This window comes from Brevundimonas sp. A19_0, assembly GCF_017744255.1.
In the GTDB taxonomy this organism is placed as follows: Bacteria; Pseudomonadota; Alphaproteobacteria; order Caulobacterales; family Caulobacteraceae; genus Brevundimonas.
Window position 1 is genome coordinate 250,015 of sequence record NZ_JAGHQP010000002.1, and the last position, 24,080, is coordinate 274,094.

The following is a 24,080-nucleotide window of genomic DNA, read 5'->3' on the forward strand; positions in this document are numbered from 1 at the left end:
TTGTGCCGTGCGGTGCTGACAACAGGGAGGCGAAGGGCCGTCGCGCGCGCGCGGTTAGCGTCCGCCCCGATGAAACAGCGGCCCACCAAAGCGGAAGGCACCTCAGCGAAGCGCGCTACCGCTCCGCTGCTTGAGCGCGGCGACGGCGGTCCCGAAGACCTCGGGGCTATGCTGGCTGCCAACAGCGGGTTCGGGTTTCCGGTCGCGGCCATGCTGGACGCGCGCCGCGCGGCCAAGTTCCTCTATTGGGCGTGCTGGCGGCTGTGTGACATCGCCGAGCTGATGGGCGTGCCGGAGGGCACGATCGCCAGCTGGAAGGCGCGCGAGGAATGGGACAAGTCCACCTCCGTCGAGCGCATGGAGGGGGTGACCGAGGCCCGCTACATCGCCGTCGCCATGAAGGACCGGAAGTCCGGCCTGGACTTCAAGGAGCTGGACCTGCTGGGCCGCCAGGCCGAGCGGTTCGCCCGCATCCGCAAATATGAGGGCGGCGGCAATGAGGCGGACCTGAACCCCAAGGTCGCCAACCGCAACGCGGGGCCCAAGGCCAAGCCGTCGAAGAACCGGATCACGCCGGACCAGGCCGAGATCCTGAAGGCGCGCTTCCTCGAGATCCTGTTCGACTATCAGGCCGGGTGGTGGTCGAAGCGCGAGCTGCGCAGCCGCAACATCCTGAAGAGTCGCCAGATCGGGGCGTCCTATTATTTCGCGCTCGAGAAGCTGATCGTGGCGCTCGAGACCGGCAAGAACCAGATCTGGCTGTCGGCCTCGAAGAGTCAGGCCCATATCGCCCGCGGCTATGTCCGGGCGTTCGTCATGGAGACGATCGGCGTTGAGCTGAGCGGTGATCCGATCCTGATCGACCGGGGCGAGGCGGAGGACGGTCGGCCGCTGGAACAGCCGACCCTCTACTACCTGGGCACCAATGCGCGGACGGCGCAGGGCTATCACGGCGACTTTTACTTCGACGAATATTTCTGGGTCTTCGGCTTCCAGGTGCTGAAGAAGGTCGCCTCGGGCATGGCGATGCAGAAGCGGTACCGGAAGACGTTTTTCTCGGCGCCGAGCTCGGTCACCCACGAGGCCTATCAGTTCTGGACCGGCCAGGAGTGGAACAAGAAGCGACCGAAAGACCGACGCGTCGATTTCGACACCAGCTGGAAGGCGACCAGGGACGGGCTGTTGCTGCCCGACCGGATCTGGCGCCAGACGGTCACGATCGAGGATGCCGAGCGCGGCGGCAATGACCTGTTCGACATCGATGATCTGCGCGACGAGTACTCGGGACCCGAATTCGCCAATCTGCTGATGTGCCAGTTCGTCGACGACACCCTCTCGGTGTTCCCGATGACGATCCTGACGCCGTGCATGGTCGAGCCCGAGGACGTGTGGCCCGACGTTGACCACGCCCGGATTAGCCTGGGCTTCGGCAAGCCGTATGACGGTGAGGTCTGGCTGTCCTATGACCCGAACGGAGACGGTGAGAACGCCGACGCCGCGGGCTTGATCGTGCTGGCGCCGCCGCGAACGCCGGGCGGCAGGTTCCGCGTGCTGGAGCGCCGGCAGTTCAAGGGCAGCGACTTCACCGAGCAGGCCGAGGTGATCCGGGAGTACACGCGCCGTTACAAGGTCACCAAGATCGACATCGACAAGACCGGCATCGGCAATGCCGTCTTCCAGCTGGTGCGGACCTTCTTCCCCCGGGCGACCGGCCACCAGTACGACCCGTTCGTGAAGACCCAGATGGTCTACAAGGCGCTCGACGTCGTCACAAAGCATCGCATCGAGATCCCCTCCGGCTTCCACGACCTGCTCGGGGCGCTGATGTCGATCCGGCGCACCCTGACGGCGTCCGGCCGGCATGTGACCTATGAAGCCAGCCGCACCAAGAACAGCGGCCATGCCGACCTGGCCTGGGCCCTGTTCCAATCCCTGATCAATGAACCCATCGAGGCCGCCATCGGCGGCGGCTCGAGCTCTCGCGTGGTGATCTCCCATGACTAGCCCCCTGCCCCGTGCCCGCCATCTGGCCCGCGCCCGCGCGAGAAGCGGCATTGAAGCCATCCCGGCCGAGGAGCGCGGCGAACTGTCGATGGCCGCGCGTATGTCCCTGACGCCGTCTGCCAAGGGGCACGGCGGCCCGCCGCTGGGCATGGAAGCCTCGACTGCCACCGCCACGGCCTTTGCCCTGGGCGATCCCGAGCCGGTGCTGAACAGGCGTGACCTGATCGAGTGCCTGGATTGCTGGGAGGTCGCCGGCACGGGCGGGCGCTGGTACCAGCCGCCGATCGACCAGGCGGTGCTGTCGCGCGCGATGAATGTGACCTCGCACCACGCCAGCGCGTTCCGGGTGAAGGTCAACCAGCTGATGCGCGACTTCATCCCGCATCCGATGCTGAGCCGCGAGACGTTCGAGGGCCTGGCGCTGGACTATCTGGTCATGGGGCAGTGCTACGTCGAACAGGTCACCAATCTGGTCAATCGGCCCATGGGGCTGCGCCGCAGCCTGGCCAAATACACTCGGCGCGGCGTCGAGGCCGGGGCGTTCGTCTTCCTGGCGGCCTATATGAAGGAGCACTGGTTCCGTAAGGGCACGGTGCTGCAGCTGATGCAGCCCAGCCTGGACCAGGAGATCTATGGCGTGCCCGACTATCTGAGCGCGCTGCAGTCGGCCTTCCTGAACGAGGCGGCGACTCTGTTCCGGCGCCGGTATTATATCAACGGGGCGCACGCCGGCTTCATCCTGTATGTCGGCGAAGGCGGGCTGAGCGATGCCGACGCCGACGCCATCCAGTCGGCGGTCAAGAACACCAAGGGCGTCGGCAATTTCAAGTCGATGTTCGTGCACCTGCCGAACGGCAAGAAGGACTCGATCCAGATCCTGCACCCGGGAGAGGCGGCCGCGAAGGACGAATTCGTCGGGATCAAAAACGCCACGCGCGACGACGTGCTGGCCGCGCATCGCGTGCCGCCCCAGCTGCTCGGCGTCATCCCCCAGACAGCGGGCGGGTTCGGCGACGTCGAAAAGGCCGAGGCCGTCTTCTATCAGGCCGAGATCATCCCGCTGGAGATGCGATTCCTGGCGATCAACGACTGGCTGGGGCTTGAAGTGGTGCGTTTCAAGGAGCGCTGACCGCACCACACAACACGACGCCCTAGCGGGTCCGGCCTATCCTGGACATACAGCCGCCGCCCTCGCGGGCCGGGCGTTAGCGCGCCCGCGACACCTGGCCAACACCTGGTGGTGACCGCGAGGATCACGTCGCGCCCTTCCAGGTATCGACATGAGCTATCCATCGACCGCCTCTCACGAGGTGGTGCGCTGCGCTTCGTGCGCGGCGCTTCTGTTCAAGGCCGAGCCCGGCGCCCTTGCCGGCCAGCTCGAGATCAAATGCCGGCGCTGTTCAGCGCTCAATGTTCTGAGGCCCTCGAGCCCCCATCCGATCGCCAGTCGAGCGACCAGACAAGGGAACGGGCTTTGTGGCTCTTCATACCGACCGAATTCATGACCTCGAGCTGCGAGGTCTCTCCCTCTGTGCCGGATACGGGGGCCTCGACCTCGGCCTGCACATCGCCGAGCCTGGCTACCGAACTGTGGGCTATGTCGAGCGGGAAACCCATGCTGCGGCCGCTCTCGTGGCCCGGATGGCAGACCAGGCCCTGGCACCGGCTCCTATCTGGAGCGACCTGCGATCCTTCGACGGCCGCCCGTGGCGCGGCCGCGTTCATATCGTCTCTGCCGGCTATCCCTGCCAGCCCTTCAGCCTGGCCGGAAAGCGACGCGGCGACCAGGATCCCCGACACCTGTGGCCGGACGTCGCCCGAATCGTCGACGAAGTCCGGCCGCGCTTCGTCTTCCTCGAGAACGTCGAAGGGCACGTCTCCCTGGGACTTGGGGACGTCGCCCGAGACCTTCGAGGCCTGGGTTACGGCGTCAAGGCGGGCCTGTTCACAGCGGCTGAGGCGGGCGCGCCTCACGTTCGGAAGCGGCTGTTCATTCTGGCCGACGCCCACGGCGTCGCTGGGGGGCTACTTCCCGGACATGGTGATCGAGGACGGGACCCTGACCTTCACGGGGCCGTCCGATGCGAAGCAGGGCAGCGGGGGCCAGTTCAGCCTGGACAATGCGGCCCGGGCCTGGACGACGCTTCGCGCGACCCTGTGGTCGATCGGGGTGCGGCCGATGGCGCAGAGGTCCTCTTCGCGCCGCGCCCGGGTGAGCTTGAGGCTTGGGAAAGGCTCCTTGCCCGGCGACCTGATCTCGAACCCGCACTTCCACGAGATGGTGATGGGGTGGCCGATCGGATGGACCGCGCCCGGGGCGCCGGTAACGGAGTTTGCAGCATGGCTGCGGCGCTCGCGTGGCGCACTCTCCGCGCTGCTGGCTGATCGAGAGGTTCCGGCCGGCTGATTGTCAGCACCGCACGGCACAACGCCGCGCCATTTCGGAGGGCCATCGGGTGGGGAAGCCTGACCGGTGGCCCTTTGCCGTCAAGAGGCGGGGGCCCGGGTGTTAGCGCACCCAGAGCCGCCGAGCCAACACTCAGCACGTCCAGGGGTGCACCCCCTTCTCGCCCCGCCACCGGCCTGACCGGCGGGCGCTATCCGTGATTGAGTCGTCCGTGAACGCAACAACCCTCCTGCCCGTAACCCTGTTTCCCCCGTCGCCCCGTACATCGGCGGCAAGCGCAATCTGGCGCGGCGCCTGTGCGCCCTGATCGAGGCCACGCCGCACGAAGCCTATTCCGAGGCCTTCATTGGTATGGGCGGCGTCTTCTTTCGCCGGCGTTCCCGGCCGAAGTGCGAGATCATCAATGACCGCTCCGGAGAGGTGGCCAACCTGTTCCGCTGCATGCGGGCGCATCCTGGCGCGCTATGCGACCTGATCAGCCTGCAGCTGCAATGCCGGGCCGACTTCGACCGCGAACAGCGCGTGGATCCCACGCATCTGACGGATCTGCAGCGCGCGGCGCGGTTCGTGTTCCTGCAGAAGGTGGCCTTCGGCGGGAAGGTGACCGGCCAGGACTTCGGCATGTGCCGCGATCGGCCGAGCCGATTCCAGGCGTCGAAGGTCGGGGCCGACTTGATCGCTGCCGGCAGGCGCCTCGAGGCCGTCGTGATCGAGCAGCTGGACTGGTCCGACTTCATCCGGCGCTACGACCGGCCGGGAATGCTGTTCTACCTCGACCCGCCGTATTTCGCCTGTGAGGGCGACTATGGCCCGGGCCTGTTCGACCAGGGCCAGTTCGAGGTGATGGCTGAGCAGCTGGCCAGCCTCAAGGGCCGGTTCATCCTGTCGCTCAATGACCGGCCCGAGGTCCGCCGGATCTTCGACCGCTTCCAGATCGAGGGCGTCGGCACCCACTACAGCCTGCAGGGCAAGGGTGCGAAGCCGGCGGGCGAGGTGATCATCACGAACTAGGCCAGGCGGCCGGGCCTTGGCCCGGCCCCGCCACCCCACCCACAGGTGAGAACAAAACGGGGTCAACTCCGCTTGAATTTTTGCCGCGAGGGCGGCAAGCCTCGCGGGTCGGTGGCGCGGCCGGTACCTCGTGAAAGGGGCGCGCCCATGACCGTTGCCATGCGAGCAGATCTCGAGATGGGGATTGGCCTCGACATCCACTGCTGGTGCGGACGCTATTCCAGGATGTCGGCCGGAGAGGCTGTTCGGAGGTTTGACCTGGACCTGACCTATGCCCAGGTCGCCAATCGCTTCACGTGCTCAGGCTGTGGCGCCCGGGGCACCCCGCGCGTCCACGTTCGAAGGTGCACGCTCGACTACTACGCCTGGTGTCGATCGAAGGGTTATAGCGTCGGTCCGCCTTGAGACGGCGAGCGACCAGCGCGTGGCTATTCCCGGTCACCGCGCTCAAGATGCTTGGCACCGATTTCAAGGCACAGCCGACCGATCTCCGATCGAGGCACCCCTCGCTTCTCAGCCAGGATAGATAGTCGTTCCTGCAGCGCCACCGGCACTCGAAGGTTCAGGTGCGGCACTTGTCCTGTCGCGGGGCGGCCGCGGCCCCTCGCGGGCTGGGTCTGATCGCTCATGGCTCTGCGTGTGCCACAAACTCGAGTCGGCGCCAACATTTTTTGGGTTACATGGTTGACCCTTGCTCATTTATGGGTTACAGATAACCATACCCTTCTTTACGCGCCGCCCACCCGGGGGCCGCGCTTTTCCCCCCACCTCGCCTGCTGGCTTCGCGTGTCGAAATCCTTGCACCCTTGACAGGGCCCCTGGAGCCCGCCCGGCGCGGCTGGGGTTGGCGTGAGCCGGGGTCCGCGCGCATTGCGTTTCCTTGCACCCTGCGGCTCCCGAGGGGCGCTACCGGGGCTGGCAAGCGCTGCGCCTGGCCATTCTGAAAAATCCTCGACCCCCTCCCCTTTCGCCGAGCCAGCGACCGAGGAAGCAGGTGGCGGCGGGGGCCGATCATCCGGGGCATGATCGGTCCATCTGAGGGCGCGTGTACGCGCCCCCGGTGTCGGTTGGGGTGTTTTCGCCGCCCTTGGCGGCATCGATCCGGGAAATTATGCGTCGCGCGATCAGCGCGACACCTTTCATCCCTGGGAATTTGCCGTCTCGCGACCAGCGAGACGCCCTTTTATAGATCTGCGGTCCGGATTCTGACCCCTCAGATCATTCACGTTCATTCCAATCGGAACCGGTCGCGGCGGGCCATCTTGTCGGCGCCGGCGTCGCGCACCCGCGCCAGCTGGTCAGCGAGCTCGGGGTGCGCCGCGAGGAAGCGCTCTTCGCGGGCCGTGTCGACGTCGGCCGAGGGCGGCGCCCGCAACTTCGCCACCAGGGCCGCGGCGGCCTTCGGCAGGGCCGTCCAGTAGGCGTTTGTCGTCTGCTCGACCTGCGGGCCACGCACGCCATCCCGGCCTGTCTCGACATAGCGCCGGATCCAGCCGAGGAAGCCGTGCTCCTTCAGCTGCGCCTTCCAGACGTGGATCATGCGGACGGGCACGTTTCGCTGCCTGGCCAGCCAGGCGGCCGACGGTTCGACGCGCCCCCCGAATTTCGCCGCCATGTTCAGCATCAGGCGATAGAGGCCAATCGCCCCGTGGCTGATCGTGCCCTTGGCGCCCCAGCGCTGGCCGGGCTTGCGCAGGCCCTCCTGGTAGAGCTCAAGCGCAAGAAGGCGGCGGCGCGCCTCGGCCTTCGACAGGGGCTTCCAGTCCGTGCGGGTCGCCGGACGGCTGCGCCGGCGGACGGGCTGCAGGGTGCGGCGATGCGGGGCCTCGCGCCGCCGATGGCTGTGGTCGATCGGGACGGCCGTCATGCTGCCACCTCCCGGTCAAGCGCAGACCGAATGCCGTGGAGGCGCGCCTCCACGCGCTGAAGGATCGGCTCGATCTGGCGCTTCTCATTCTCGCTGTACTCGCCATCGAGCCCGGCCAGTCGGACCAGTCGCTGGGCGGACGCCATGTCCTCGGCGCCCTCGCAAGCCTCACTCAGGGCGCAGATCGCGTCCGACGGCTGGGCCAGCTGGCGCGCGAGGGTGGCGCTGTAGAGCCGCCAGTTCTGATGCCCCTCGAGGAAGGCGATAGCGCCGATCGGCATGGTCCGCCCCTTGGCGGGATCCCGGCAGTCATAAAGGTGGGTGCGCCCCATCTTGAAGGGGGTGGTCTCGAGGAGCTCGAGGCATTTGTCCGGGCCTCCGCAGGCGTCCTGGAGGGCGCGCGCATAGAAGGCGTGCTGTCGCACGTTCATGGGATTCGTCCTTCACGAATCCGCCTGACAGCCGGTCAGCTTGGCGCACAGGCTCACGGTCACGCGGCAAGCGGTGCCGCGCGTTGAGCAAAAGGCGTCCCGATGACCGTCCGTAAGGCGGCCATGGTTGGCTGTGATGAAGGCAAGGCGAACACGTCGGCCCGCTGTGGCGGGAGACGAGACGGGCACGTCCCGAGCCGCGAAGGTCCGCCCCCGGCGGGGCAAGGCGACCCGGTGGCCGCGCGGCCGCGACCGCCCTTGAGCGGCCGACGCGCACGGCTTGCCGATGTGGGTGGGCACGTCATCAGTGCGGGGGCTGGATGCTCGACCGATCAGTCGGCCGGGTTCGCCAGCGCCGCAGAGGGGTTCTGTCGCTCGCGGTCCTGGCCCAGGCGGGCAAGCAGGCTTCGCCTCAGAGCCGTTAAACGGCCCCTAGCAAAGGGGAGCAAAAACAGTCTGTTAACCAATGGTACGAATCGGGAACTTGATTCGGTCGGAGTGACAGTCCGAGTCATGGGCGCCGGGGTCCGACGCCCCGCCCTCACCGATTCCGCCCTGCTGCAAAAGCGACGCCCCGCCGACGTCCGAGGGGAGGCGACGCGTCGGCGGGGCGCTCAACCGCACCGGTCAGGCGGGCGGCGAGGCTGGGGTGATGCGGGGTGCGCAGGGCCATGTCAGGCAGCCTTGCGGGTCGGCTGCCCCGCCGACGCGCGCATGCGTGTGGACGCGCCGGCGGGGGCCTCTACCTTGGCAGGGCTGACACACACCAAGGAGAGATTCGGATGGCCTTCGAACTGCAAGCTCGCGTGCGGACTCTTGAGGCCGAGCATCGCGCCCTCGAAGCCGTCACCCTCGACATCCTTATGTTGCTGGCTTTCAGAGACCCGACCAATATTCGGCTCCTGCGCGCTGCTCTGCCTGAGATGGCGCGCAAGCACATCCCGGGACCAGGTACGGACGACCCGGCCGCAGCCGCCATTGCCGAGCTGCTTGTCAAAATCGAAGAGAGAGTCACGCCGACGGACGAGTAGCCTACTCATCAAGGGACCTCGCTCGATGGGCGGGGGTGCTTCGCTGGAGTTCGAGGAGAGCGCGCTCCGCACCCTCGCGCCCGAGCGTCGACACTTCCTCCCGCACGATTTCGCGGATCCGCGCCTCCTGTTTGTCACTGAAGGGCCGGCCGGGTGGGTGCTGAGACGCGGGCGGAACGCCCTTCCAGGTGTCGCTCATGGACGGGCCTCATGGATTGCGGGCGGGTGGGCTGACGCGCGAGAGGACTCAGGCCATGGATAGGCCCCATGCTGAGTTGGTCCCCTGCTGCCGTCCAAGCGTGGAGCGCCCTGGCCACGGCGGTTATCGCCTTCCTTGGCGTGCCCTTCCTGCTGTGGGACAGATTCTGGCCTCGACCGCACCAGTTGCTCGCGACAGCACAGCGACACGTGCGCTCGCGCGGTCCCGATCTGGTGGAGCTGAGCCTCGCCAGTGCGATCGGCGAACCTCTGATCCTGATGCGGATCGAGGCTGCATCCGGCATCGAGATCCAGCTGGCGCCCGATTCGAACATTCAGGTCGGCCTGACCAAGGCCGAGGATGTTCACTGGCAGCGCGCGATTCGAATTCGCCGATCCTTGCCGCAGGGCCATCATTTGGACGCCCTTTCGCTGCGGCTGTTCTTCCGCGACCGCAGACCCGCGTGGCTGATACGGGTATTGCCCGACGGCTTTTCGACGCCGCAGCTGACGCTGGTGGGGATTTTGCCGTACCGGCCGCGCCGGGGTTTCCGGCTGAAGATCAGTGCGTGGACCATGTCGTAAGGCAGGCCACGCGCGCGGAGACCGGCGACCGGGTACCAGATCCATCCCATGAGGGACTGTGGTTCGGCCGGGTCAGGTGCGAACAGGCTGAAGATCTGAAACCAGATCCAGGTCCAGGCCAGGACCGCGAGGATAATCCACACTACGATCACGGGCGGGCCTCGGGCGCGGCAGCCGCTCGCACGACGCGGACGTCGTGCAGATCGGGGCGGAGTGCGTGAACAGGCACTTCCCCGCAGCTCAAGCGATCAATGGCGATCGCGAGATCAGTCGTGGCTGCGATGGCGCCGGTCTCAAGCCCGCTGATGAGGGGCTTCGACTTCCGAACGGCGCGCGCCAGATCGGTCTGTGTCCAGCCCTTCGATTTTCGCCAAGTCGCCAGCATCATGGCGTCGAGAGTTCACATGGTTTGAACCATGAGTCAATGTCGCGGGTTCACATCGAGAGAAACGACCGACCGCACGGAAGTCCACATCATGTGGACGTGACCGAATCGCCCGAAAACGATTGGCATCTCCAGGAGTGGGCAACGCTGCTGGGAAAGCGCCAGGCCGACCTGGTCAACGACCTAGGCTTCGCGAAGAATCAGGCTCACAGGATCTGGCACGGCAAGCAGCCCTATCGCCGCGACATCGTTAATCTCGTCGCAGGCTGGCTAAATCTACAGCCGTATGAACTGCTGATGAGGCCCGAGGAAGCAATGCGGTTGCGACGCCTCGAAGAGACAGCCATGGCCATCGCCGCTGATCGTAGTCGGCCCTTTACGCCAGCGCCGCCCCTGACACGCTAATCGCCGCAGGGGGGTGCGCTGACGGTCGTCCACAGACCGATCGGGCCGCCACCAGACAGGACGAGACAGACGCTTCCGACCCGAGCCTCCTGATTTTCATCGCCGGCAACAAGACGCTGCAGCTGGCGCTGGAATTCTCGGCCAGATTCGGGGTTGCCCTCTCCGAAGACAACCAGCAGCCCGAGGCTGGTCAGCATACTCTGGGATGTCCCACGGCCGGATCCATCGGTCATCGTGATGATCGTGGCACTGACCACACGCCCGTCTGGTCGAGTTTCTACCACCAGGCAGTTTGCCTCGTTTACACAGGCCCGAGCGATCGAACCCCCTTGGTTAGGCCCGGCCCTTACGGGGTCCGCGTCCGCGACCGAGAATGCCCCCGGCTGGTCAGCCTCGCGCCAAAATTTGTTCATGTCTTGCAAGAGCTGGTCTCGGGTCATGTCCAGCGCGGGGACCATAGGCCTCGGCGCTGGGGCTGATTGCTTCCTCGCTGGCGGCGAATTCTGCTTGGGCGGCGAAGCCGAAGCGCTCTCTGTCGACTCCTGCGAAACGGGCGCATCTACCGGCGGCACGTTGGCCGCGATAAGCACGAGGCCGAGCAGAAATGCGAAAGCCGAAGACGCCAGCGCCACAGCTGCTCTTCTCTTGGTGGTCAAACCCAAAGCCGTGATTGGGCGGAACAGCGCCCATAGCGCCACGATGCCGGCCAGCGGCGCTGCCAGAAACAGCAGAAGACCGAAGTATTCCAATGAACAAACCCTCCCATTCCCGTTGTGAGTGTGCAGGTCCGCTCGCGCGACTGGCAAGGGTCTAAAGTCGGAGGTTCACGGCGTTTGAACTTTTAGCTTGACGTGCAGGGTTCACTTTGTTTGAACTCCCCCTCAGATTGAGGGAGAGACCCGTGCAGACAACCGACGCACCCGACCTGCAGAGCCGCATCAGCAGCCTGCGCCAGACGCTCGAAAACATCATCGATCGCGACAACCGCGCCGATGAGCGCCAGCGGGTCGACCTCCCTGCCCTCGCCCTGACCGCCCGCAGCCTGCAGGCCGAGGTCACGTATCAGGGGCAGGAGCGCGGTGCGGCCCTGCTCTGCAACGCGGCCGACAATCTGCAGATCGCCGCCCAGATGCAGAAGGAGGACCCCACGCGGGAACTCTGGGGCATCCGAGGCCGGGCTGGCCTCTACGACCTGGTCTTCGACGCTTTCGACAGCCTCTGCTGGGTCGAGTGGCCCGAGCATGGCCAACCGCAGGAGGCCGCGTGACCTACGCCTGCGTCTCGGTCGCTCCCATGCCCTTCGACCGGATCGTGCGGCGCTTCTGCGCCTGCGGTCCGATGAACCGCTGTCATTGCGACCTTCCCCCTCCCCGGTCGGGTTGGACCGTCGAGGGCTTGGCCGAACTGCGCCAGCTGATGCGCGAGCACGGCAGCCTTGAGACCGTCGCCATGATCACGGGGGCATCCCGCCGCGACTGCAATGTCGCGCTCAATGCCCTGATCGGCCGGACGCCTGTGCATGCCCTCGCGGCCCTCGAGGCGGGCATGCCGCGCCAATGAGCTGGACCGTGACCTTCAAGCTGGTCGGCCACGACTTTGACGTCAGGCGCGACCCGATCGGCGCCTTCGACACCAAACTCGAGGCCTGTGACGAAGTGGTCTCGGTCCTCGAGCAACGCCGCCGCGATCTGGCGCGCGCTATCCGCAAGGCCAAGCGGATGCGGCGGAGGGCCAGAGCATGAAGGCCGACCTGACTATCCGCCTCTCTACTGATCACGAGATCGACGCGCTCGAGCTGGCATGGGCGCGCGAGCGCAACGCCGAGCGATACTATGACGTCGCCAACGCGCGAGCGTCAGGCCGTTCGGTCAAGGACTGGAAGGCCGCGCAGCGGGCCGCGAAGGCACCGGCCCCGCTGGCGTGCGTCATGCGGGAGCGGCGCGACCTGGTCGCACAGTGCCTCACCATCGGCTTCACCATTGAGGCGATGGCCCGCATCTGCCGGGCGCCGCGCAGCTGGTGCCTCTCGGCCGCCCGCGAGATCTTCGAACAAGGGCTGGCCGCATGACCGCTCCCGCCCCTCCCCAGCTGCAGGGTGTCTCGCTGCATCACGGCAAGATCGACTGCCCGCGCTGCGGCCACCGTCACCTGAACCCCGAAAGCCTGCGCTGCCTGTGCTCGGCCGAGTTCACGGCCGAGGGCCTCGAGTACTGGCGCAGCCTGCCCTCCCACCAAGCCCTGAGAACTCACTGAAAGGACCATGACCATGCGTATCATCCATGACTGGAAGGCCAAGCGCTCGGGCGCGACCATGACGATCGAGGGCATCGACCTCGACGGCGCGCCCGTGAAGGTCCCCGGCGTCGTGTCGATCGAGGCCGGAACCGTCTGGCCGGTCGCCACGGACCTCGATGGCGCGGAATACGAGCTGCGCCAGAGCCAGTACCGCCCGACCCAGGGCGCGGCCAACGCGGCCGACGTCCGTGCGCCGATGGTCGCCTGACATGCTGACCGTCAAACAGCTGAGCGCGCACCTCGAGGCGCTGGCCCTGCCGGACAGTCCGGTCTTTTTCTCCGGTGAGGACGGCAGGCCCGTCCTGATCATGGGTGGCATTGCCCGCGACCATGCTCAGGCGCCGGGCGGAAAGATCGTCAATCTGGCACCCACGAAACTCGACCAGGTCGGAGGCTTCTGATGGCTGACGGAACCACATTCGAAGCCTCACCCGACGTGCTGACGTCCACGGCCCAGGGGCGGCTGCGCTCCCTGGTCGAACGCCTCGAGCGCCTCGAAGAGGACAAGCAGGCCGTGATGGGCGACATGAAGGAGGTCTTCGCCGAAGCCAAGGGCGAGGGCTATGACGTCAAGGTGCTGCGCAAGGTGCTGCGCATCCGCAAGCAGGACAAGGCGAAGCGTCAGGAGGAAGAGGCCATCCTCGACCTCTATCTGTCCGCCCTGGGTGAAGTCTGATGGCGGCGCCTGCGGCCATCGCCGCCAAGACGGCCGACCGCCTTGCCGAGGCTGCGCAGCTGCTGCTCGATGCCGCGCGCGCGGCGCACGCCGAGAACCCGGAGTATGTCGTCGGCGAGGAGTACGTTTCCGAGCCTGTAGCACTGGCTGTCCAGGCGTTGTTTCTAGCGGATATCTGGGACCATGGGTCGCTGGGGGCGAAAGTCGCCCTCGATCCCGTGCGCACCAAGCAGCGCGTGCGCGGCATGGGGTGCGGCGTTGGCATGTGCATCTCTTCCCTCTCGGGTCCCGCGCAACTCGCTTGCTACCTGGCGTTCGAGAAGGGCCTCAAGGAGGGTGACGCCATGGGCCGCAGCTTCAGAAGGGCTCGCCCATGAGCGCCGTCGCTGATCAGATCTGCGCGGACATCCACCGCCGCCTCGAGGGCTCGGGCCTGGCCTTCGCCCTGGTGCTGTGGAAGCCGGGCGAAGCCGACAAGGTGGAATCGGTCGGCATGTCCGCGCACCCCATCCATCAGGACGAGGCCACCACGGCCCTGCGATGCGTCGCCGACCAGGTCGACACGATCAAGCAGAGGGACCGCCGGTGAACCGCGACAACCGCTTTCCCGAGCCGTCGATCATCCTGCTGATCCTGTTCGGCCTTGTCCTCGGCATCTGGACGCTGTGCACCTTCGCGCGGCCAGACGCTGACCTTCCCGCCCCTGTCCGGAGTGCCAGCCAACGAGCCAGCCTCGCGCCTATCCCCTCGCCTGGCCCGCGCATCGGCCGCGCACGGCGCCCTCGGCGCGCAAGCCGGGTCGATTCAAGCATCAGGGGTCCGCCCGCTATCCGAGCGACATATCCGTCGCCGGCGCGACCGATCGCCTCGACACCGAGATCGAGCTGCTGGGCGGGCAATACCCGCTCCTGTCGACCAACCTTGAGACGCGCTTGGATGGGCGGCCTCGCTCTGGCCAGGCCGCACCGCATGACCCGGGCGTCTGTGTCTATTTCAGCCTCAACGGTCGACCTTACGCCCTTGCCTGCGACACCTATACCAAGGTCGAGCAGAACATCGCCGCACTGGCCGCCCACATCAACGCGACCCGGGCGATCACCCGACACGGCGTCGCCTCGGCCGAGGACACCCTGCAGGCGTTCAGCGCCCTGCCCCCGCCCGGGGGCGGCGTCCAGACCTCGAACCGCAGCTGGCGCGAGATCATGGAATTCCCCCCGGACTTCCCCGGCCACCTCGGCCTGTCGGTCGAGGGCATCGAGGGCGCCATCCGTGACCGCTTCCGCAGCCTGTCGCGCGAGCGGCATCCGGACGCCAAGGGCGGCTCGGCCGAGGCCTTCACCGAACTGACCGCCGCGCGCGATGCGGCCCTTCTGGAGCTCGTCAAATGACCCAGCACAACATCGTCGGCAGCGAGGTCGGCGCCAGCCGCCCCCTCGCCTATCTCAGCCGCCTGCCCGAGCGACGGCGGCCGCGTAACCCGGTCGCCTGGCTGTTCGCCGGCGTGGCCGTCGCCGGGATCGGCCTCGGCCTGGTCGACTCGCTGCTGATCGGTAAGCCGGTGACGATCTTCGTCGCCCTCGCCGTCCTGATCATCTGGCGCTTCTGGCCCGAGCGGCGCGGATGAAGCGCCGTCACTTCCTCGGCCTGCTGGCCATCCTTCTCGCGGCCTATGCCCTCGCATGGCTGGCCGCATCCATCCTGAACCCCGGAGCCTGAACTTGACCGACACCGCTAAAACCCCGCACCCGATCGACGTCCAGGTCGGCAAGCGCATTGCCCGCCTGCGACTGGACCGGGACCTCAATCAGTCGCAGCTGGGCGCCGCAATCGGCGTCACCTTTCAGCAGGTCCAGAAGTACGAAAAGGGCGTCAACCGCGTATCGGCGTCGAAGCTGGTCATGATCGCCGACTTTTTGAAGGTCGAGGTCCAGGACCTGTTCCCGCCGCGCGAGGACGGCCAGCCCGGCCGCACCGCCGCGCCTTCGGCGATCGACCAGCTGGCCTCGACCGGCAACGGGCGCGAACTGGCCGGCCTGTTCGTCAGCATGTCGCGCGATCGCCAGCAGTCGCTGGTCAGTGTCGCCCGCGCGATCGCCGGGCCCTCGGCCGGGGAAGTGGCGCGCGAACTCGAGGCCGCGTGATGCACGCCTCGACCGGCCGGGCCGACTACGACCAAAGCGTCAATCTCAGGACGCTCGAGCCCGGGGAGCCGATCTTCGTCATTCGCGGCCGCGACGCGGTCGGGGCCGAGGCCGTGCGCGCCTGGGCCAATCTGGCGGCGAAGGCCGGCGCGCCGATCGAGGCCGTCGAGCTGGCCCTGCAGCAGGCCGACCGCCTCGAGGCGTGGCCCGACAAGAAGAAGCCGGACGGGCCGGACCTTACGGAGGGCCAGCGCAAGCAGCTGCGGTATGAGCACTCGCGCCGCGCATGGGATGGCCGGGCCGTCGTCGAGACTGAGGCAGGGCTGATCGTGGCCCAGCTGGTGCGCCGCCAGTTCACGGTAGAGCTGCAGGAACTGGTCATCGCGCTAATCCGGCGTCTCCAGAAGGCGAACCTGACGCCGCTCCAGGTCAACGCTGCTCATGCTGTCTTGTGCGATCTGGCACACTTTGCCGGCGTCGAGTTCAAGGGCTTCATGGAGGCCGCCGACTGATGCATGCCGCCGCGGCCGAGGAAATCCGTCTGGGCCACGCCGCCAGCGTGGCCGAGACCGCGCTTGCCGTGCGGGGTCAGCGGATGCTCGATGCCGAGGCTTTCCAGCGCATCCTGTGGCGCCACAGGTCCGAGATCGTGAAAATGATCGATCGGCAGGCCGAGCAGGCCGCCCTGATCGCCGCCCTCACCGAGGCGCTCGCGCCCTTCGCCCGATGCGCCCTGGTGCTGGCCGAGGGACAGAACCCGGTCCTGATCAGCCTGCCGGCAGACACGGACACCGGTCGCACCTTCGTCCAGCTCCGCCCGGCCGACTTCCGCCGGGCCGCCGCTTTGGTGGCCGCAACATGAGCCAGAAGCCCCTCAGCGCGCGCACCCGCACCGCCCTCGCGACCCGCGCGGTCGAGATGGCCATTGCGGGCGGACAGCACCAGGTGATCATCGACGAGCATGGCCGCACCCGCATCTTGCCTTTGGGTGTCGATCTCAAGCAGGCTGACGAGGCCGCGCTGGACGCGGAGATTCGCGGACTGCTGGAAAGCGATGGCGATGCTCGACATTAAGGGCGTCCACGTCGTCAAGGCGAAGGGGCGGACCTACGTCTACGCCTGGCGCGGAGGCCCGCGGCTGCTCAGCGAGCCGGGCACGCCGGAATTCGTGAAGGAGCTGGCGGACCTGGTCGCCGCCCGCACGACTGGTGACCGCACCAAGATTTCCGGCCTGCTCGCCAGCTATCGCGCGAGCGACGACTGGAAAAACCTGTCCGACAAGACCCGCAAGAACTGGAAGCCGTTTCTGGACCGAATCCAGACCCGGTTCGGCGGGCTCAGCATCGGCGCCTTCGACCGCCCTCTGATGCGCGTGGCAATCCGGAAGTGGCGGGACGAGATGAAGCACACGCCGCGTCAGGCCGACATGGCCCTGCAGGTGCTGTCCCGGGTCTTGTCCTTCGGCATTGCCGAGGGGCAGCTGCAGGTCAACGCCTGCACCGGCGTCCCACGCATCTACAGGAGCGACCGCTCGGAGATCATCTGGACCGACGACGATATGGCTGCCCTCGCCAAGAAGGCCTCTGCCGAGGTGATGTGGGCGGTTCGACTGGCTGCGATGACCGGACTGCGTAAGAGCGACGTCCTGCGCCTGGCCTGGACGCACGTCCAGGGCCACTCGATCGAGATCCGCACCGGCAAGAGTGGCGAGCGGAAAACAGCGGTCATTCCGCTCTACAGCTCGCTGCGCGCCCTCCTGCAGGAGATTCCCAAGCGGGCCACCACAATCCTGACCAGCACGGACAAGGTCAGCTGGAAAACCGGGTTCGACGCCTCCTTCATCAGGGCCAAGAACGCCGCCGGCGTCGACAAGCACTTCCACGATCTGCGCGGCACCGCTGCGACGAAAATGTTTCTGGCCGGTCTCACCGTGCGCGAGATCGCCGAGATCTTCACCTGGTCCGAAGATCACGTCGAGCGGCTGATCAACGTCTACGTCAAGAAGGACGAGCTGCTGCTCGACCGCATCCGGCGCATCGATGAGCTCGAAAGCAGAACGCCGGGTGTAAAACCGGCTGTAAAACCGTCATGACGAAAACGGCTGAAACCCTGGCGCGCCCTGCAGGATTCGAACCTGCGACCGTCCGCTTAGAAGGCGGGTGCTCTATCCAGCTGAGCTAAGGGCGCCCGGGTCGCGGTCAGTCCGGTAAACGCTCAGTGCGTCCAGGGCTGTTTGCGGTTGGGGGCAAAGTTGTCGGCATAGGCCTTGAGGATCAGCGGCGCCTCGCGCGGTTCCTGCAGGCGGAAGGGGATGCCGTGCCGGTCGGCATAGGCGATGGCCTCTTCCTGGGTGTCGAAGGTCAGCCGCACCTGGCCGTTCATGTCGGTCGAGCCGGTCCAGCCCATCAGCGGATCGATGAAGCGCGCCGACTGGGGCATGAATTCCAGCACCCACGCCGCCGTCTTGGCCTTGCCCGACTGCATGGCGGTTTTCGCCGGTCTGTAGATACGCGCCAACATGTCTGCCTCGGTATGCGGATCGGGCACCCGCGTGCCCGTGTGGTCGGTCCATTTAGCGAGCAGCGCGCCGCCGGTCCAGCGCGCCCGCCTAAACCGCTCCTTAAGGCGGGCAACGGAAGGTCCGTCCGTGTCCAGAGCGCGACCCGATTCGGTGCCCGGCGCGGGGGCTGACCCCCTGCCCGCCCCGCCCCTGTGGGAACAGGTGGCGGCCGGATTCGTGATTGTCATGCTGACCGGCGCCCTGATCGGCCCGGTCTTTGCGCCGGATCAGGGCGAGACCCCGATCCTTCGCCTGATCTGGCTACCCGTCTATGCGGTGACGCTGGGCCTGATCCTGAACCGCGCGGGGCGGATGTTCGCGGCCTGGCCGGCTTGGCTGATTCTGGGTCTGCTGACCCTGCTGGCGCTTGCCTCGCGCTACTGGTCCATCGACCCGGCGGTGACCGACCGGCGCGTCATTGCCCTGTTCATGACCAGCGCCTTCGCCATCTATCTCGGTGCCGCCTTCACAGGCGCCCAACTACCCCGCCTGCTGATGCACACCGGCGTGGTGATGGCGGTGGGCAGTCTGGTGATGGTGCTGGCCTTCCCCTCGATCGGCATCCACCAGTTCGACAACGCCGGCCTGTGGCGCGGCCTCTGGTACGAGAAGAACCAGATGGGCATCGTCATGGTGGCCAGCTCCATCGCCGCCGCCGCCGTGCTGGCCAGCCCCGGTCAGGCCGGGCGCTCGCCCTGGCCGGCCCTGTTCACCCTCCTGCTGTGCGTCTTCCTGACGCTGGCCACCCAGTCCAAGACGTCGCTGCTGTGCCTGCTGCTCGGCCTTGGCGTCATCGCCGGACTGTGGGCCATGCGGCGCGGCGGCCCGGCGCTGTCGGTCGTGCTGGTCTGGGGCGCGATCACCTGTGCGGGGGTCGGCCTGCTGGTCTGGCAGCAGAACTCGGCCCTGATCCTCGAGGCGCTCGGCAAGGATCCGTCCCTGACCGGCCGGACCGACATCTGGGAAAGCCTGATGCGGCGCGTCGCCGAGCGTCCGTGGACCGGCTATGGCTACAGCGCCTTCTGGGGCAAGGAGTCCGTCCCCGCCCACTATGTGCGGCTGGAGACCGGCTGGCTGGTGCCGTCGGCGCACAACGGCTGGATCGACCTGCTGGTCCAGGTCGGCTGGCCGGGCGCGATCATGGTGGGGCTGGCGATGTTGATCACCCTGATCGCACTGATCGTGCGGCTGGGCGGACAGGGCTTTCGTGAGGGCGGCTTTTCCCTGGCCTATCTGATGGTGTTCGCGGTCCTCAGCGCGTCCGAAAGCGTCCTGCTCAGCCACGCCAACCTGCCCTGGGCGCTGTTCCTGGCCCTCACGGCGCGCGCGCTGACCCCCGACCCGCTGCCGCGCCGCCACAGGGTGACGGTTCCGCTTGCCCGACGACGCGAGGGGGCCTACCTGACCTCCCCTCGAATCGTTTCAAACTGAGGTCATGCCTCCCTCTTCCCCGCCGTTCCTGTTCGACCTGCCCGAGACCGAGCCCGAAAAGCCGGCCGGCGCGCCTGCGCGCCCGGCACCGCCTGCGCCCGTGGCGGCCGCTCCGACCTCGCCGGTCGAGGCGCCTGCGGGCACCACGGGCTATTCGGCCGCCTCGATCGAGGTGCTGGAGGGGCTCGAGCCGGTCCGCAAACGCCCCGGGATGTATATCGGCGGCACCGATGAGCGCGCCCTGCACCATCTGTTCGCCGAGGTGCTCGACAACGCCATGGACGAGGCGGTCGCCCGCCACGCCAAGCTGATCAAGGTCGAGCTCGATGCCGAGGGCTACCTCTCGGTGCACGACGACGGCCGCGGCATTCCGGTCGATCCGCACCCGAAACACCCCGGCAAGTCGGCGCTTGAGGTCGTGATGACCGTGCTCCACTCGGGTGGCAAATTCTCGGGCAAGGCCTATGAGACCTCCGGCGGCCTGCATGGCGTGGGCGTGTCCGTGGTCAACGCCCTCTCTGACCACTTGGAAGTCACCGTCTGGCGCGACGGCCATGAATGGCACCAGAGCTTCTCGCGCGGCCTGCCCCTCCGCGGACTGGAGCGGGGCCAGCCGTCAAAGAAGCACGGCACCCTGATCCGCTTCCGGCCGGACGAGCAGATCTTCGGCACCGGTGCCACCTTCAAGCCCGCACGCCTGTTCCGCATGACGCGGTCCAAGGCCTATCTGTTCCGCGGGGTCGAGATCCGCTGGACCTGCGCGCCGGAGCGGATCGTCGATGCCACCCCGGCCAGCGCCGTGCTTCACTTCCCCGGCGGTCTGGCGGACGCCCTGTCTGACCGGATCGGCGAGCTGGAAACCGTCACCCCGGCCTTCAGCGGCCGCGTTGAGCGCAAGGGCGAGGCGGGCGCCGTCGAATGGGCCGTGACCTGGAGCCCGGCGGGCTTCGGAGAGGCCGACGGCTTCGTCCAGTCCTACTGCAACACCGTTGCTACGCCCGACGGCGGCACGCATGAGGCGGGCTTCCGGGCTGCCCTGGTCAAGGGGCTCAAGGCCTACGGCGAGCTGTCGAACGAAAAGCGGGCCTCGATCATCACCGCCGAGGATGTGATCGCCAACGCCGGGGCCATGATCTCGGTCTTCCTGCGCAATCCGGAATTCCAGGGCCAGACCAAGGACCGCCTGTCCTCGCCCGAGGGCGCCCGGCTGGTTGAGCAGCTGGTGCGCGACCCGTTCGACCACTGGCTGACCGAAAGTCCAAAACAGGCCACCACCCTGCTGGGCTTCGTCATTGACCGCGCCGAGGACCGGCTCAAGCGCCGCAAGGACAAGGAAGTCCAGCGCGCCGCCGCTACGCGCAAACTGCGCCTGCCCGGCAAGCTGGCCGACTGCACCCGTCAGGCGGCCCAGGGCACGGAACTGTTCATCGTCGAGGGCGATTCGGCCGGGGGCTCGGCCAAACAGGCACGCGATCGCGCTACCCAGGCCATTCTGCCCCTGCGCGGCAAGATCCTGAACGTCGCCTCGGCGACTGCGGACAAGCTGCGGGCCAATGCCGAGTTGTCGGACCTGACGCTGGCGCTGGGCGTCCAGCCCGGCACCCGGTTCAGCCTCGACGACCTGCGCTATGAGCGGGTCATCATCATGACCGACGCCGACGTCGACGGCGCCCACATCGCGGCCCTGCTGATCACCTATTTCTACCGTGTCATGCCCGAGGTGATCCGGCATGGTCGACTGTTCATGGCCCTGCCGCCGCTCTACCGCATCCAGGCCGGCAGCCTGTCGGAATATGCGCGCGACGACGCCCACCGGGACGAACTGCTGGCGACCACCTTCAAGGGCCGCAAGACCGAGATCGGCCGCTTCAAGGGCCTTGGGGAAATGATGGCCTCCCAGCTCAAGGAGACCACCATGGATCCGAAGAAGCGCACCCTGGCCCGCGTCACCCTGCCGGAATCGGAAGACGACATCGCCGATCTGGTCGAGCGCCTGATGGGCAAGAAGGCCGAGCCGCGCTTCGATTTCATCCAGCAGAACGCCCGCTTCGCCCAGGCCGATCTGGATCTGTGACAGCCGTTCCGCAATCGTCACCGAACCGTGATGACGCGCGGGCCCCGGCGGTTGCATAAGGGCGCCACATCGTCCTCCCCACAGGTGTCTCATGTCTCTTGCGCGTCGTGAACTGCTGACCTCTGGCGCAGCCGGTCTGGCCTTCGCGGGCCTCGCCCGTCATGCCCATGCCCAGGATGCCGGCGAAGAGACCTACATCAACCAGGTCGAGGGCTACGGCCCCCTCCGGACCGATCCGGCCGGCCTTCTCGATCTGCCCGAGGGCTTTTCCTACCAGGTGATTTCGCAGAGCGGCGACACCATGGACGACGGCCTGTTCGTGCCCGGACAGCCGGACGGCATGGGCTGTTTCGATCTGGGCGACGGCCGCGTCGCCCTGATCCGCAATCACGAGCTGAAGGGCTCCAGCGCCCTGCACCGCAATCTCGGGCCGGGCGGCCTGCATCAGGAGCGCATCCGCCATGTCGATGCCACGCGCGCCTATGACACCTACAAGGACGGTCGGCCCCTGCCGGGCGGCACCACCACCCTCGTCTATGATCTCGGCAGCCGCCAGACGATCAGCCAGCACCTGTCGCTCAGCGGCACCTCGACCAACTGCTGCGGTGGCATCACACCCTGGGGCAGCTGGCTGACCTGCGAGGAAAACACCGAGACGGCCGAGACCGGCAATGTCACCCGCCCGCACGGCTTTGTCTTCGAGGTTCCGGTCGCCGCCGAGGGTCTGGTCGATCCGGTTCCGCTCAAGGCCATGGGCCGCTTCGAGCACGAGGCCGTCTGCGTCGATCCCCGCACCGGCATCGTCTATCTGACCGAGGACAAGAACGACGGCCTGTTCTACCGCTTCATCCCGAAGACGCCGGGCAAGCTGGCCGAGGGCGGGCGCCTCCAGGCCATGGCGATCAAGGATGTAGCCGGCGCCGATACCCGCAACCAGGACGACCGCTTCTGGACCGTCGGCGACTGGCGCGAGATCACCTGGATCGACATGGACGACGTCGAATCCCCCAATGACGACCTGCGCCAGCGCGGCCATGCCGCCGGGGGGGCGCTGGTCGCCCGGGGCGAAGGCCTGTGGTGGGGCAAGGACGAGTTCTACATGACCGCCACCTCGGGCGGCCCGATCCGGCGGGGTCAGGTGATGCGCGTCCAGCCCGGTCTGAACGGCGCCGCCGACCGGATCCAGCTGTTCGTCGAGAGCACCGACGAAAAGACCCTCAACATGGGCGACAACATCACCGTCGCCCCGTGGGGTGACCTGATCGTCTGCGAGGACAACTATTCCTCGACCATCCGCAATCATCTTAAGGGTGTCACCCGCGACGGGCAGGTCTATACGATCGGACGCAACGTCTTCACGGGCAATTCCGAGTTCGCCGGCGCCTGCTTCTCGCCCGACGGACAGGTGCTGTTCGTCAACATCATGTACCCGGGCATGACCCTGGCGATCAGAGGCCCATGGACCTCGGTCCGCCGATAAACCGCCGCGGGCGCGACCGCATCACCAGCCACAGATTGACGGTCGCGGTCGCCAGCACAACGGCCGCCCCGGCCTGGTGCAGCACACCCAGCCAGACCGGCACACCCTGCATCAGGGTGACGATGCCCAGCCCGGCCTGCAGCATAACGACCCCCAGCAGCACCCAGGCCGAGGCCCCGGCCCCCTCGGCCAGCCGCCAGCGCCAGGCCTGGATCGCATAGACGATAACAGCCACCATCAGCGCATAGGCCGTCATCCGGTGATTGAACTGCGTCAGGGCCTGGTCGTGCAGGAAGGCCAGCGCGCCCTGCCCCCAGTTCACCGGCGCGAGGAAGGCGCCATTCATCAACGGCCAGTCGGTATAGACCAGCCCGGCCTTGCCCCCGGCCACCAGCGCGCCCAGCAGGCATTGCAGGAACACCAGACCCAGCAGCAGCGCCGCACCCCGCACCCAGCCCGTCGGCGAATCGGACCGCTCGGGCCCGTTCAGCGCCTCCAGCCCCGTCCAGATCAGGGCCGCAAAGATCAGCAGGGCGAGACCCAGGTGAAATGCCAGCCGCTCGGGCGCCACATCGACGCGGGCCTCCAGCCCCGACGACACCATCCACCAGCCGACCGCCCCCTGCAGCCCGCCCAGCAGCAGCAGCACACCGCAGCGCCAGATCAGCCGGTCCGGCAGGGCCGGCAGGCCCACACGCCGGAGGAAGGGGATCGACCTCGCGGCCAGAAACACCAGGAACGGCAGGGCGAACACCAGACCGATCACCCGTCCCAGCTGCCGGTGGATCCACTCCCACCAGTAGATCCCCTGGAACTCCGACAGGCTCATCCCCTCATTGACCAGCTTATACTGGGGGATCGCCTGATACTTCCGGAAGGCCTCCTCCCAGTCGGCCTCGGTCAGCGGCGGAATGGCGCCCAGCAGCGGCTTCCACTCGGTGATCGACAGGCCCGAGCCGGTCAGGCGGGTAATCCCCCCCACGACCACCATGGCGAACACGAGGCTCGCCACGAGGAACAGCCACAGGGCTACGGAAACGCTGCGTTCGGGCCGGCCAAAACGGTTCATTCAAAGCTCGCCACGGGTACGGTACAGTGC

The 24,080-nt window shown here is 67.2% G+C and carries 35 protein-coding genes and 1 tRNA gene; 28 read left to right on the plus strand and 8 right to left on the minus strand.

What is annotated here, in order from left to right; all coding sequences use genetic code 11:
* Positions 1–168: 168 nt before the first annotated feature.
* Both J7346_RS03545 and J7346_RS03550 read left to right on the plus strand, forming a co-directional pair.
* A complete protein-coding gene (locus tag J7346_RS03545) occupies positions 169–2,004 on the plus strand; it encodes a terminase family protein (RefSeq protein WP_209117815.1) in 1,836 nt (611 codons plus the stop codon).
* Positions 1,997–3,133 (plus strand): phage portal protein, encoded by a 1,137-nt coding sequence (locus J7346_RS03550; RefSeq protein WP_245157606.1) that lies wholly within the window; start codon positions 1,997–1,999, stop codon positions 3,131–3,133. The genes J7346_RS03545 and J7346_RS03550 overlap by 8 nt, the downstream gene beginning before the upstream one ends.
* Before the next feature lie 278 nt (positions 3,134–3,411).
* Here the strand turns inward: J7346_RS03550 and J7346_RS14970 are convergent, their stop codons facing one another.
* Positions 3,412–3,879: a hypothetical protein gene (locus tag J7346_RS14970; RefSeq protein WP_245157607.1), complete on the minus strand. Its 468-nt coding sequence runs from the start codon at positions 3,877–3,879 to the stop codon at positions 3,412–3,414.
* A gap of 163 nt (positions 3,880–4,042) precedes the next feature.
* On the opposite strand from J7346_RS14970, the gene J7346_RS14975 reads away from it, so the two are divergent.
* The 3 genes from J7346_RS14975 to J7346_RS03570 all read left to right on the plus strand — a co-directional run bounded on the left by J7346_RS14975 (position 4,043) and on the right by J7346_RS03570 (position 5,827).
* Complete coding sequence (locus J7346_RS14975; RefSeq protein WP_245157608.1) at positions 4,043–4,411, plus strand: hypothetical protein; 369 nt, start codon at positions 4,043–4,045, stop codon at positions 4,409–4,411.
* Positions 4,412–4,675: 264 nt separating this feature from the next.
* Positions 4,676–5,422 carry a DNA adenine methylase gene (locus tag J7346_RS03565; protein WP_209118066.1) on the plus strand — a complete coding sequence of 249 codons (747 nt, stop codon included), beginning with the start codon at positions 4,676–4,678 and terminating at the stop codon, positions 5,420–5,422.
* Positions 5,423–5,581: 159 nt separating this feature from the next.
* Complete coding sequence (locus tag J7346_RS03570) at positions 5,582–5,827, plus strand: hypothetical protein (RefSeq protein ID WP_209117820.1); 246 nt, start codon at positions 5,582–5,584, stop codon at positions 5,825–5,827.
* 823 nt (positions 5,828–6,650) lie between these two features.
* Here the strand turns inward: J7346_RS03570 and J7346_RS03575 are convergent.
* A complete protein-coding gene (locus J7346_RS03575) occupies positions 6,651–7,289 on the minus strand; it encodes a hypothetical protein (protein ID WP_209117822.1) in 639 nt (212 codons plus the stop codon).
* Complete coding sequence (locus J7346_RS03580; protein ID WP_209117823.1) at positions 7,286–7,720, minus strand: hypothetical protein; 435 nt, start codon at positions 7,718–7,720, stop codon at positions 7,286–7,288. The genes J7346_RS03575 and J7346_RS03580 overlap by 4 nt, the downstream gene beginning before the upstream one ends.
* 782 nt (positions 7,721–8,502) lie before the next feature.
* On the opposite strand from J7346_RS03580, the gene J7346_RS03585 reads away from it, so the two are divergent.
* Positions 8,503–8,751 (plus strand): hypothetical protein, encoded by a 249-nt coding sequence (locus tag J7346_RS03585; RefSeq protein ID WP_209117825.1) that lies wholly within the window; start codon positions 8,503–8,505, stop codon positions 8,749–8,751.
* A 267-nt stretch (positions 8,752–9,018) separates the two neighbouring features.
* A complete protein-coding gene (locus tag J7346_RS03590) occupies positions 9,019–9,534 on the plus strand; it encodes a hypothetical protein (protein WP_209117827.1) in 516 nt (171 codons plus the stop codon).
* A 148-nt stretch (positions 9,535–9,682) separates the two neighbouring features.
* Here the strand turns inward: J7346_RS03590 and J7346_RS03595 are convergent, their stop codons facing one another.
* Entirely contained in the window at positions 9,683–9,922 is a 240-nt protein-coding gene (locus J7346_RS03595) for a helix-turn-helix transcriptional regulator (RefSeq protein WP_209117829.1), read from the minus strand.
* A gap of 96 nt (positions 9,923–10,018) precedes the next feature.
* Between J7346_RS03595 and J7346_RS03600 the strand changes: the two genes are divergently transcribed.
* Positions 10,019–10,324, plus strand: coding sequence for a hypothetical protein (locus J7346_RS03600; RefSeq protein WP_209117831.1), 306 nt, complete (start codon positions 10,019–10,021; stop codon positions 10,322–10,324).
* Here J7346_RS03600 and J7346_RS03605 read toward each other — a convergent pair.
* Positions 10,321–11,073 (minus strand): hypothetical protein, encoded by a 753-nt coding sequence (locus J7346_RS03605; protein WP_209117833.1) that lies wholly within the window; start codon positions 11,071–11,073, stop codon positions 10,321–10,323. The two genes, J7346_RS03600 and J7346_RS03605, sit on opposite strands and share 4 nt — an antisense overlap.
* Positions 11,074–11,225: 152 nt before the next feature.
* Between J7346_RS03605 and J7346_RS03610 the strand changes: the two genes are divergently transcribed.
* The 17 genes from J7346_RS03610 (at position 11,226) to J7346_RS03690 (ending at position 17,528) form a co-directional block, all read left to right on the plus strand.
* Positions 11,226–11,591 carry a hypothetical protein gene (locus J7346_RS03610; protein WP_209117835.1) on the plus strand — a complete coding sequence of 122 codons (366 nt, stop codon included), beginning with the start codon at positions 11,226–11,228 and terminating at the stop codon, positions 11,589–11,591.
* Positions 11,588–11,884: a hypothetical protein gene (locus tag J7346_RS03615; RefSeq protein WP_209117837.1), complete on the plus strand. Its 297-nt coding sequence runs from the start codon at positions 11,588–11,590 to the stop codon at positions 11,882–11,884. Before J7346_RS03610 ends, J7346_RS03615 begins: the two co-directional genes overlap by 4 nt.
* The gene (locus tag J7346_RS03620) at positions 11,881–12,066 is read left to right on the plus strand and encodes a hypothetical protein (protein ID WP_209117839.1); all 186 of its coding nucleotides are present in this window, start codon (positions 11,881–11,883) and stop codon (positions 12,064–12,066) included. The genes J7346_RS03615 and J7346_RS03620 overlap by 4 nt, the downstream gene beginning before the upstream one ends.
* Positions 12,063–12,392: a hypothetical protein gene (locus J7346_RS03625; protein WP_209117841.1), complete on the plus strand. Its 330-nt coding sequence runs from the start codon at positions 12,063–12,065 to the stop codon at positions 12,390–12,392. The genes J7346_RS03620 and J7346_RS03625 overlap by 4 nt, the downstream gene beginning before the upstream one ends.
* A complete protein-coding gene (locus tag J7346_RS03630; protein ID WP_209117843.1) occupies positions 12,389–12,577 on the plus strand; it encodes a hypothetical protein in 189 nt (62 codons plus the stop codon). The genes J7346_RS03625 and J7346_RS03630 overlap by 4 nt, the downstream gene beginning before the upstream one ends.
* 7 nt (positions 12,578–12,584) lie before the next feature.
* Positions 12,585–12,827 (plus strand): hypothetical protein, encoded by a 243-nt coding sequence (locus J7346_RS03635; RefSeq protein WP_209117845.1) that lies wholly within the window; start codon positions 12,585–12,587, stop codon positions 12,825–12,827.
* 1 nt (position 12,828) lies between these two features.
* A complete protein-coding gene (locus J7346_RS03640; protein WP_209117847.1) occupies positions 12,829–13,020 on the plus strand; it encodes a hypothetical protein in 192 nt (63 codons plus the stop codon).
* Positions 13,020–13,295 (plus strand): DUF2312 domain-containing protein, encoded by a 276-nt coding sequence (locus J7346_RS03645; protein ID WP_209117849.1) that lies wholly within the window; start codon positions 13,020–13,022, stop codon positions 13,293–13,295. Before J7346_RS03640 ends, J7346_RS03645 begins: the two co-directional genes overlap by 1 nt.
* Positions 13,295–13,672, plus strand: coding sequence for a hypothetical protein (locus J7346_RS03650; protein WP_209117850.1), 378 nt, complete (start codon positions 13,295–13,297; stop codon positions 13,670–13,672). The genes J7346_RS03645 and J7346_RS03650 overlap by 1 nt, the downstream gene beginning before the upstream one ends.
* Positions 13,669–13,884: a hypothetical protein gene (locus J7346_RS03655; protein WP_209117852.1), complete on the plus strand. Its 216-nt coding sequence runs from the start codon at positions 13,669–13,671 to the stop codon at positions 13,882–13,884. The genes J7346_RS03650 and J7346_RS03655 overlap by 4 nt, the downstream gene beginning before the upstream one ends.
* 343 nt (positions 13,885–14,227) lie before the next feature.
* The gene (locus J7346_RS03660; protein WP_209117854.1) at positions 14,228–14,683 is read left to right on the plus strand and encodes a hypothetical protein; all 456 of its coding nucleotides are present in this window, start codon (positions 14,228–14,230) and stop codon (positions 14,681–14,683) included.
* Positions 14,680–14,919 carry a hypothetical protein gene (locus J7346_RS03665; protein ID WP_209117856.1) on the plus strand — a complete coding sequence of 80 codons (240 nt, stop codon included), beginning with the start codon at positions 14,680–14,682 and terminating at the stop codon, positions 14,917–14,919. Before J7346_RS03660 ends, J7346_RS03665 begins: the two co-directional genes overlap by 4 nt.
* Positions 14,920–15,013: 94 nt before the next feature.
* A complete protein-coding gene (locus tag J7346_RS03670) occupies positions 15,014–15,436 on the plus strand; it encodes a helix-turn-helix transcriptional regulator (RefSeq protein ID WP_245157609.1) in 423 nt (140 codons plus the stop codon).
* Positions 15,436–15,948, plus strand: a complete 513-nt coding sequence (locus J7346_RS03675) for a hypothetical protein (protein ID WP_209117860.1) — start codon at positions 15,436–15,438, stop codon at positions 15,946–15,948. Before J7346_RS03670 ends, J7346_RS03675 begins: the two co-directional genes overlap by 1 nt.
* A complete protein-coding gene (locus tag J7346_RS03680; RefSeq protein WP_209117861.1) occupies positions 15,948–16,298 on the plus strand; it encodes a hypothetical protein in 351 nt (116 codons plus the stop codon). Before J7346_RS03675 ends, J7346_RS03680 begins: the two co-directional genes overlap by 1 nt.
* Positions 16,295–16,510: a hypothetical protein gene (locus tag J7346_RS03685; protein ID WP_209117863.1), complete on the plus strand. Its 216-nt coding sequence runs from the start codon at positions 16,295–16,297 to the stop codon at positions 16,508–16,510. Before J7346_RS03680 ends, J7346_RS03685 begins: the two co-directional genes overlap by 4 nt.
* Positions 16,497–17,528, plus strand: coding sequence for a tyrosine-type recombinase/integrase (locus J7346_RS03690; RefSeq protein WP_209117864.1), 1,032 nt, complete (start codon positions 16,497–16,499; stop codon positions 17,526–17,528). The genes J7346_RS03685 and J7346_RS03690 overlap by 14 nt, the downstream gene beginning before the upstream one ends.
* 18 nt (positions 17,529–17,546) lie before the next feature.
* On the opposite strand, the gene J7346_RS03695 is transcribed toward J7346_RS03690, so the two are convergent.
* Together J7346_RS03695 and J7346_RS03700 are read right to left on the minus strand one after the other, a co-directional pair.
* Positions 17,547–17,623 (minus strand) — tRNA-Arg (locus tag J7346_RS03695).
* A 27-nt stretch (positions 17,624–17,650) separates the two neighbouring features.
* A complete protein-coding gene (locus J7346_RS03700) occupies positions 17,651–17,956 on the minus strand; it encodes an ETC complex I subunit (RefSeq protein ID WP_209117866.1) in 306 nt (101 codons plus the stop codon).
* Between the two features lie 127 nt (positions 17,957–18,083).
* Here J7346_RS03700 and J7346_RS03705 point away from each other — a divergent pair, with 127 nt between their 5' ends.
* The 3 genes from J7346_RS03705 to J7346_RS03715 all read left to right on the plus strand — a co-directional run bounded on the left by J7346_RS03705 (position 18,084) and on the right by J7346_RS03715 (position 22,981).
* A complete protein-coding gene (locus J7346_RS03705) occupies positions 18,084–19,427 on the plus strand; it encodes an O-antigen ligase family protein (RefSeq protein WP_348521443.1) in 1,344 nt (447 codons plus the stop codon).
* A 4-nt stretch (positions 19,428–19,431) separates the two neighbouring features.
* Complete coding sequence (parE, locus tag J7346_RS03710; protein WP_209117868.1) at positions 19,432–21,501, plus strand: DNA topoisomerase IV subunit B; 2,070 nt, start codon at positions 19,432–19,434, stop codon at positions 21,499–21,501.
* Positions 21,502–21,592: 91 nt separating this feature from the next.
* The gene (locus tag J7346_RS03715; protein WP_209117870.1) at positions 21,593–22,981 is read left to right on the plus strand and encodes an alkaline phosphatase PhoX; all 1,389 of its coding nucleotides are present in this window, start codon (positions 21,593–21,595) and stop codon (positions 22,979–22,981) included.
* Here J7346_RS03715 and J7346_RS03720 read toward each other — a convergent pair.
* Positions 22,950–24,050: a COX15/CtaA family protein gene (locus J7346_RS03720; RefSeq protein WP_209117872.1), complete on the minus strand. Its 1,101-nt coding sequence runs from the start codon at positions 24,048–24,050 to the stop codon at positions 22,950–22,952. The genes J7346_RS03715 and J7346_RS03720 overlap by 32 nt on opposite strands.
* Between the last annotated feature and the right edge of the window lie 30 nt (positions 24,051–24,080).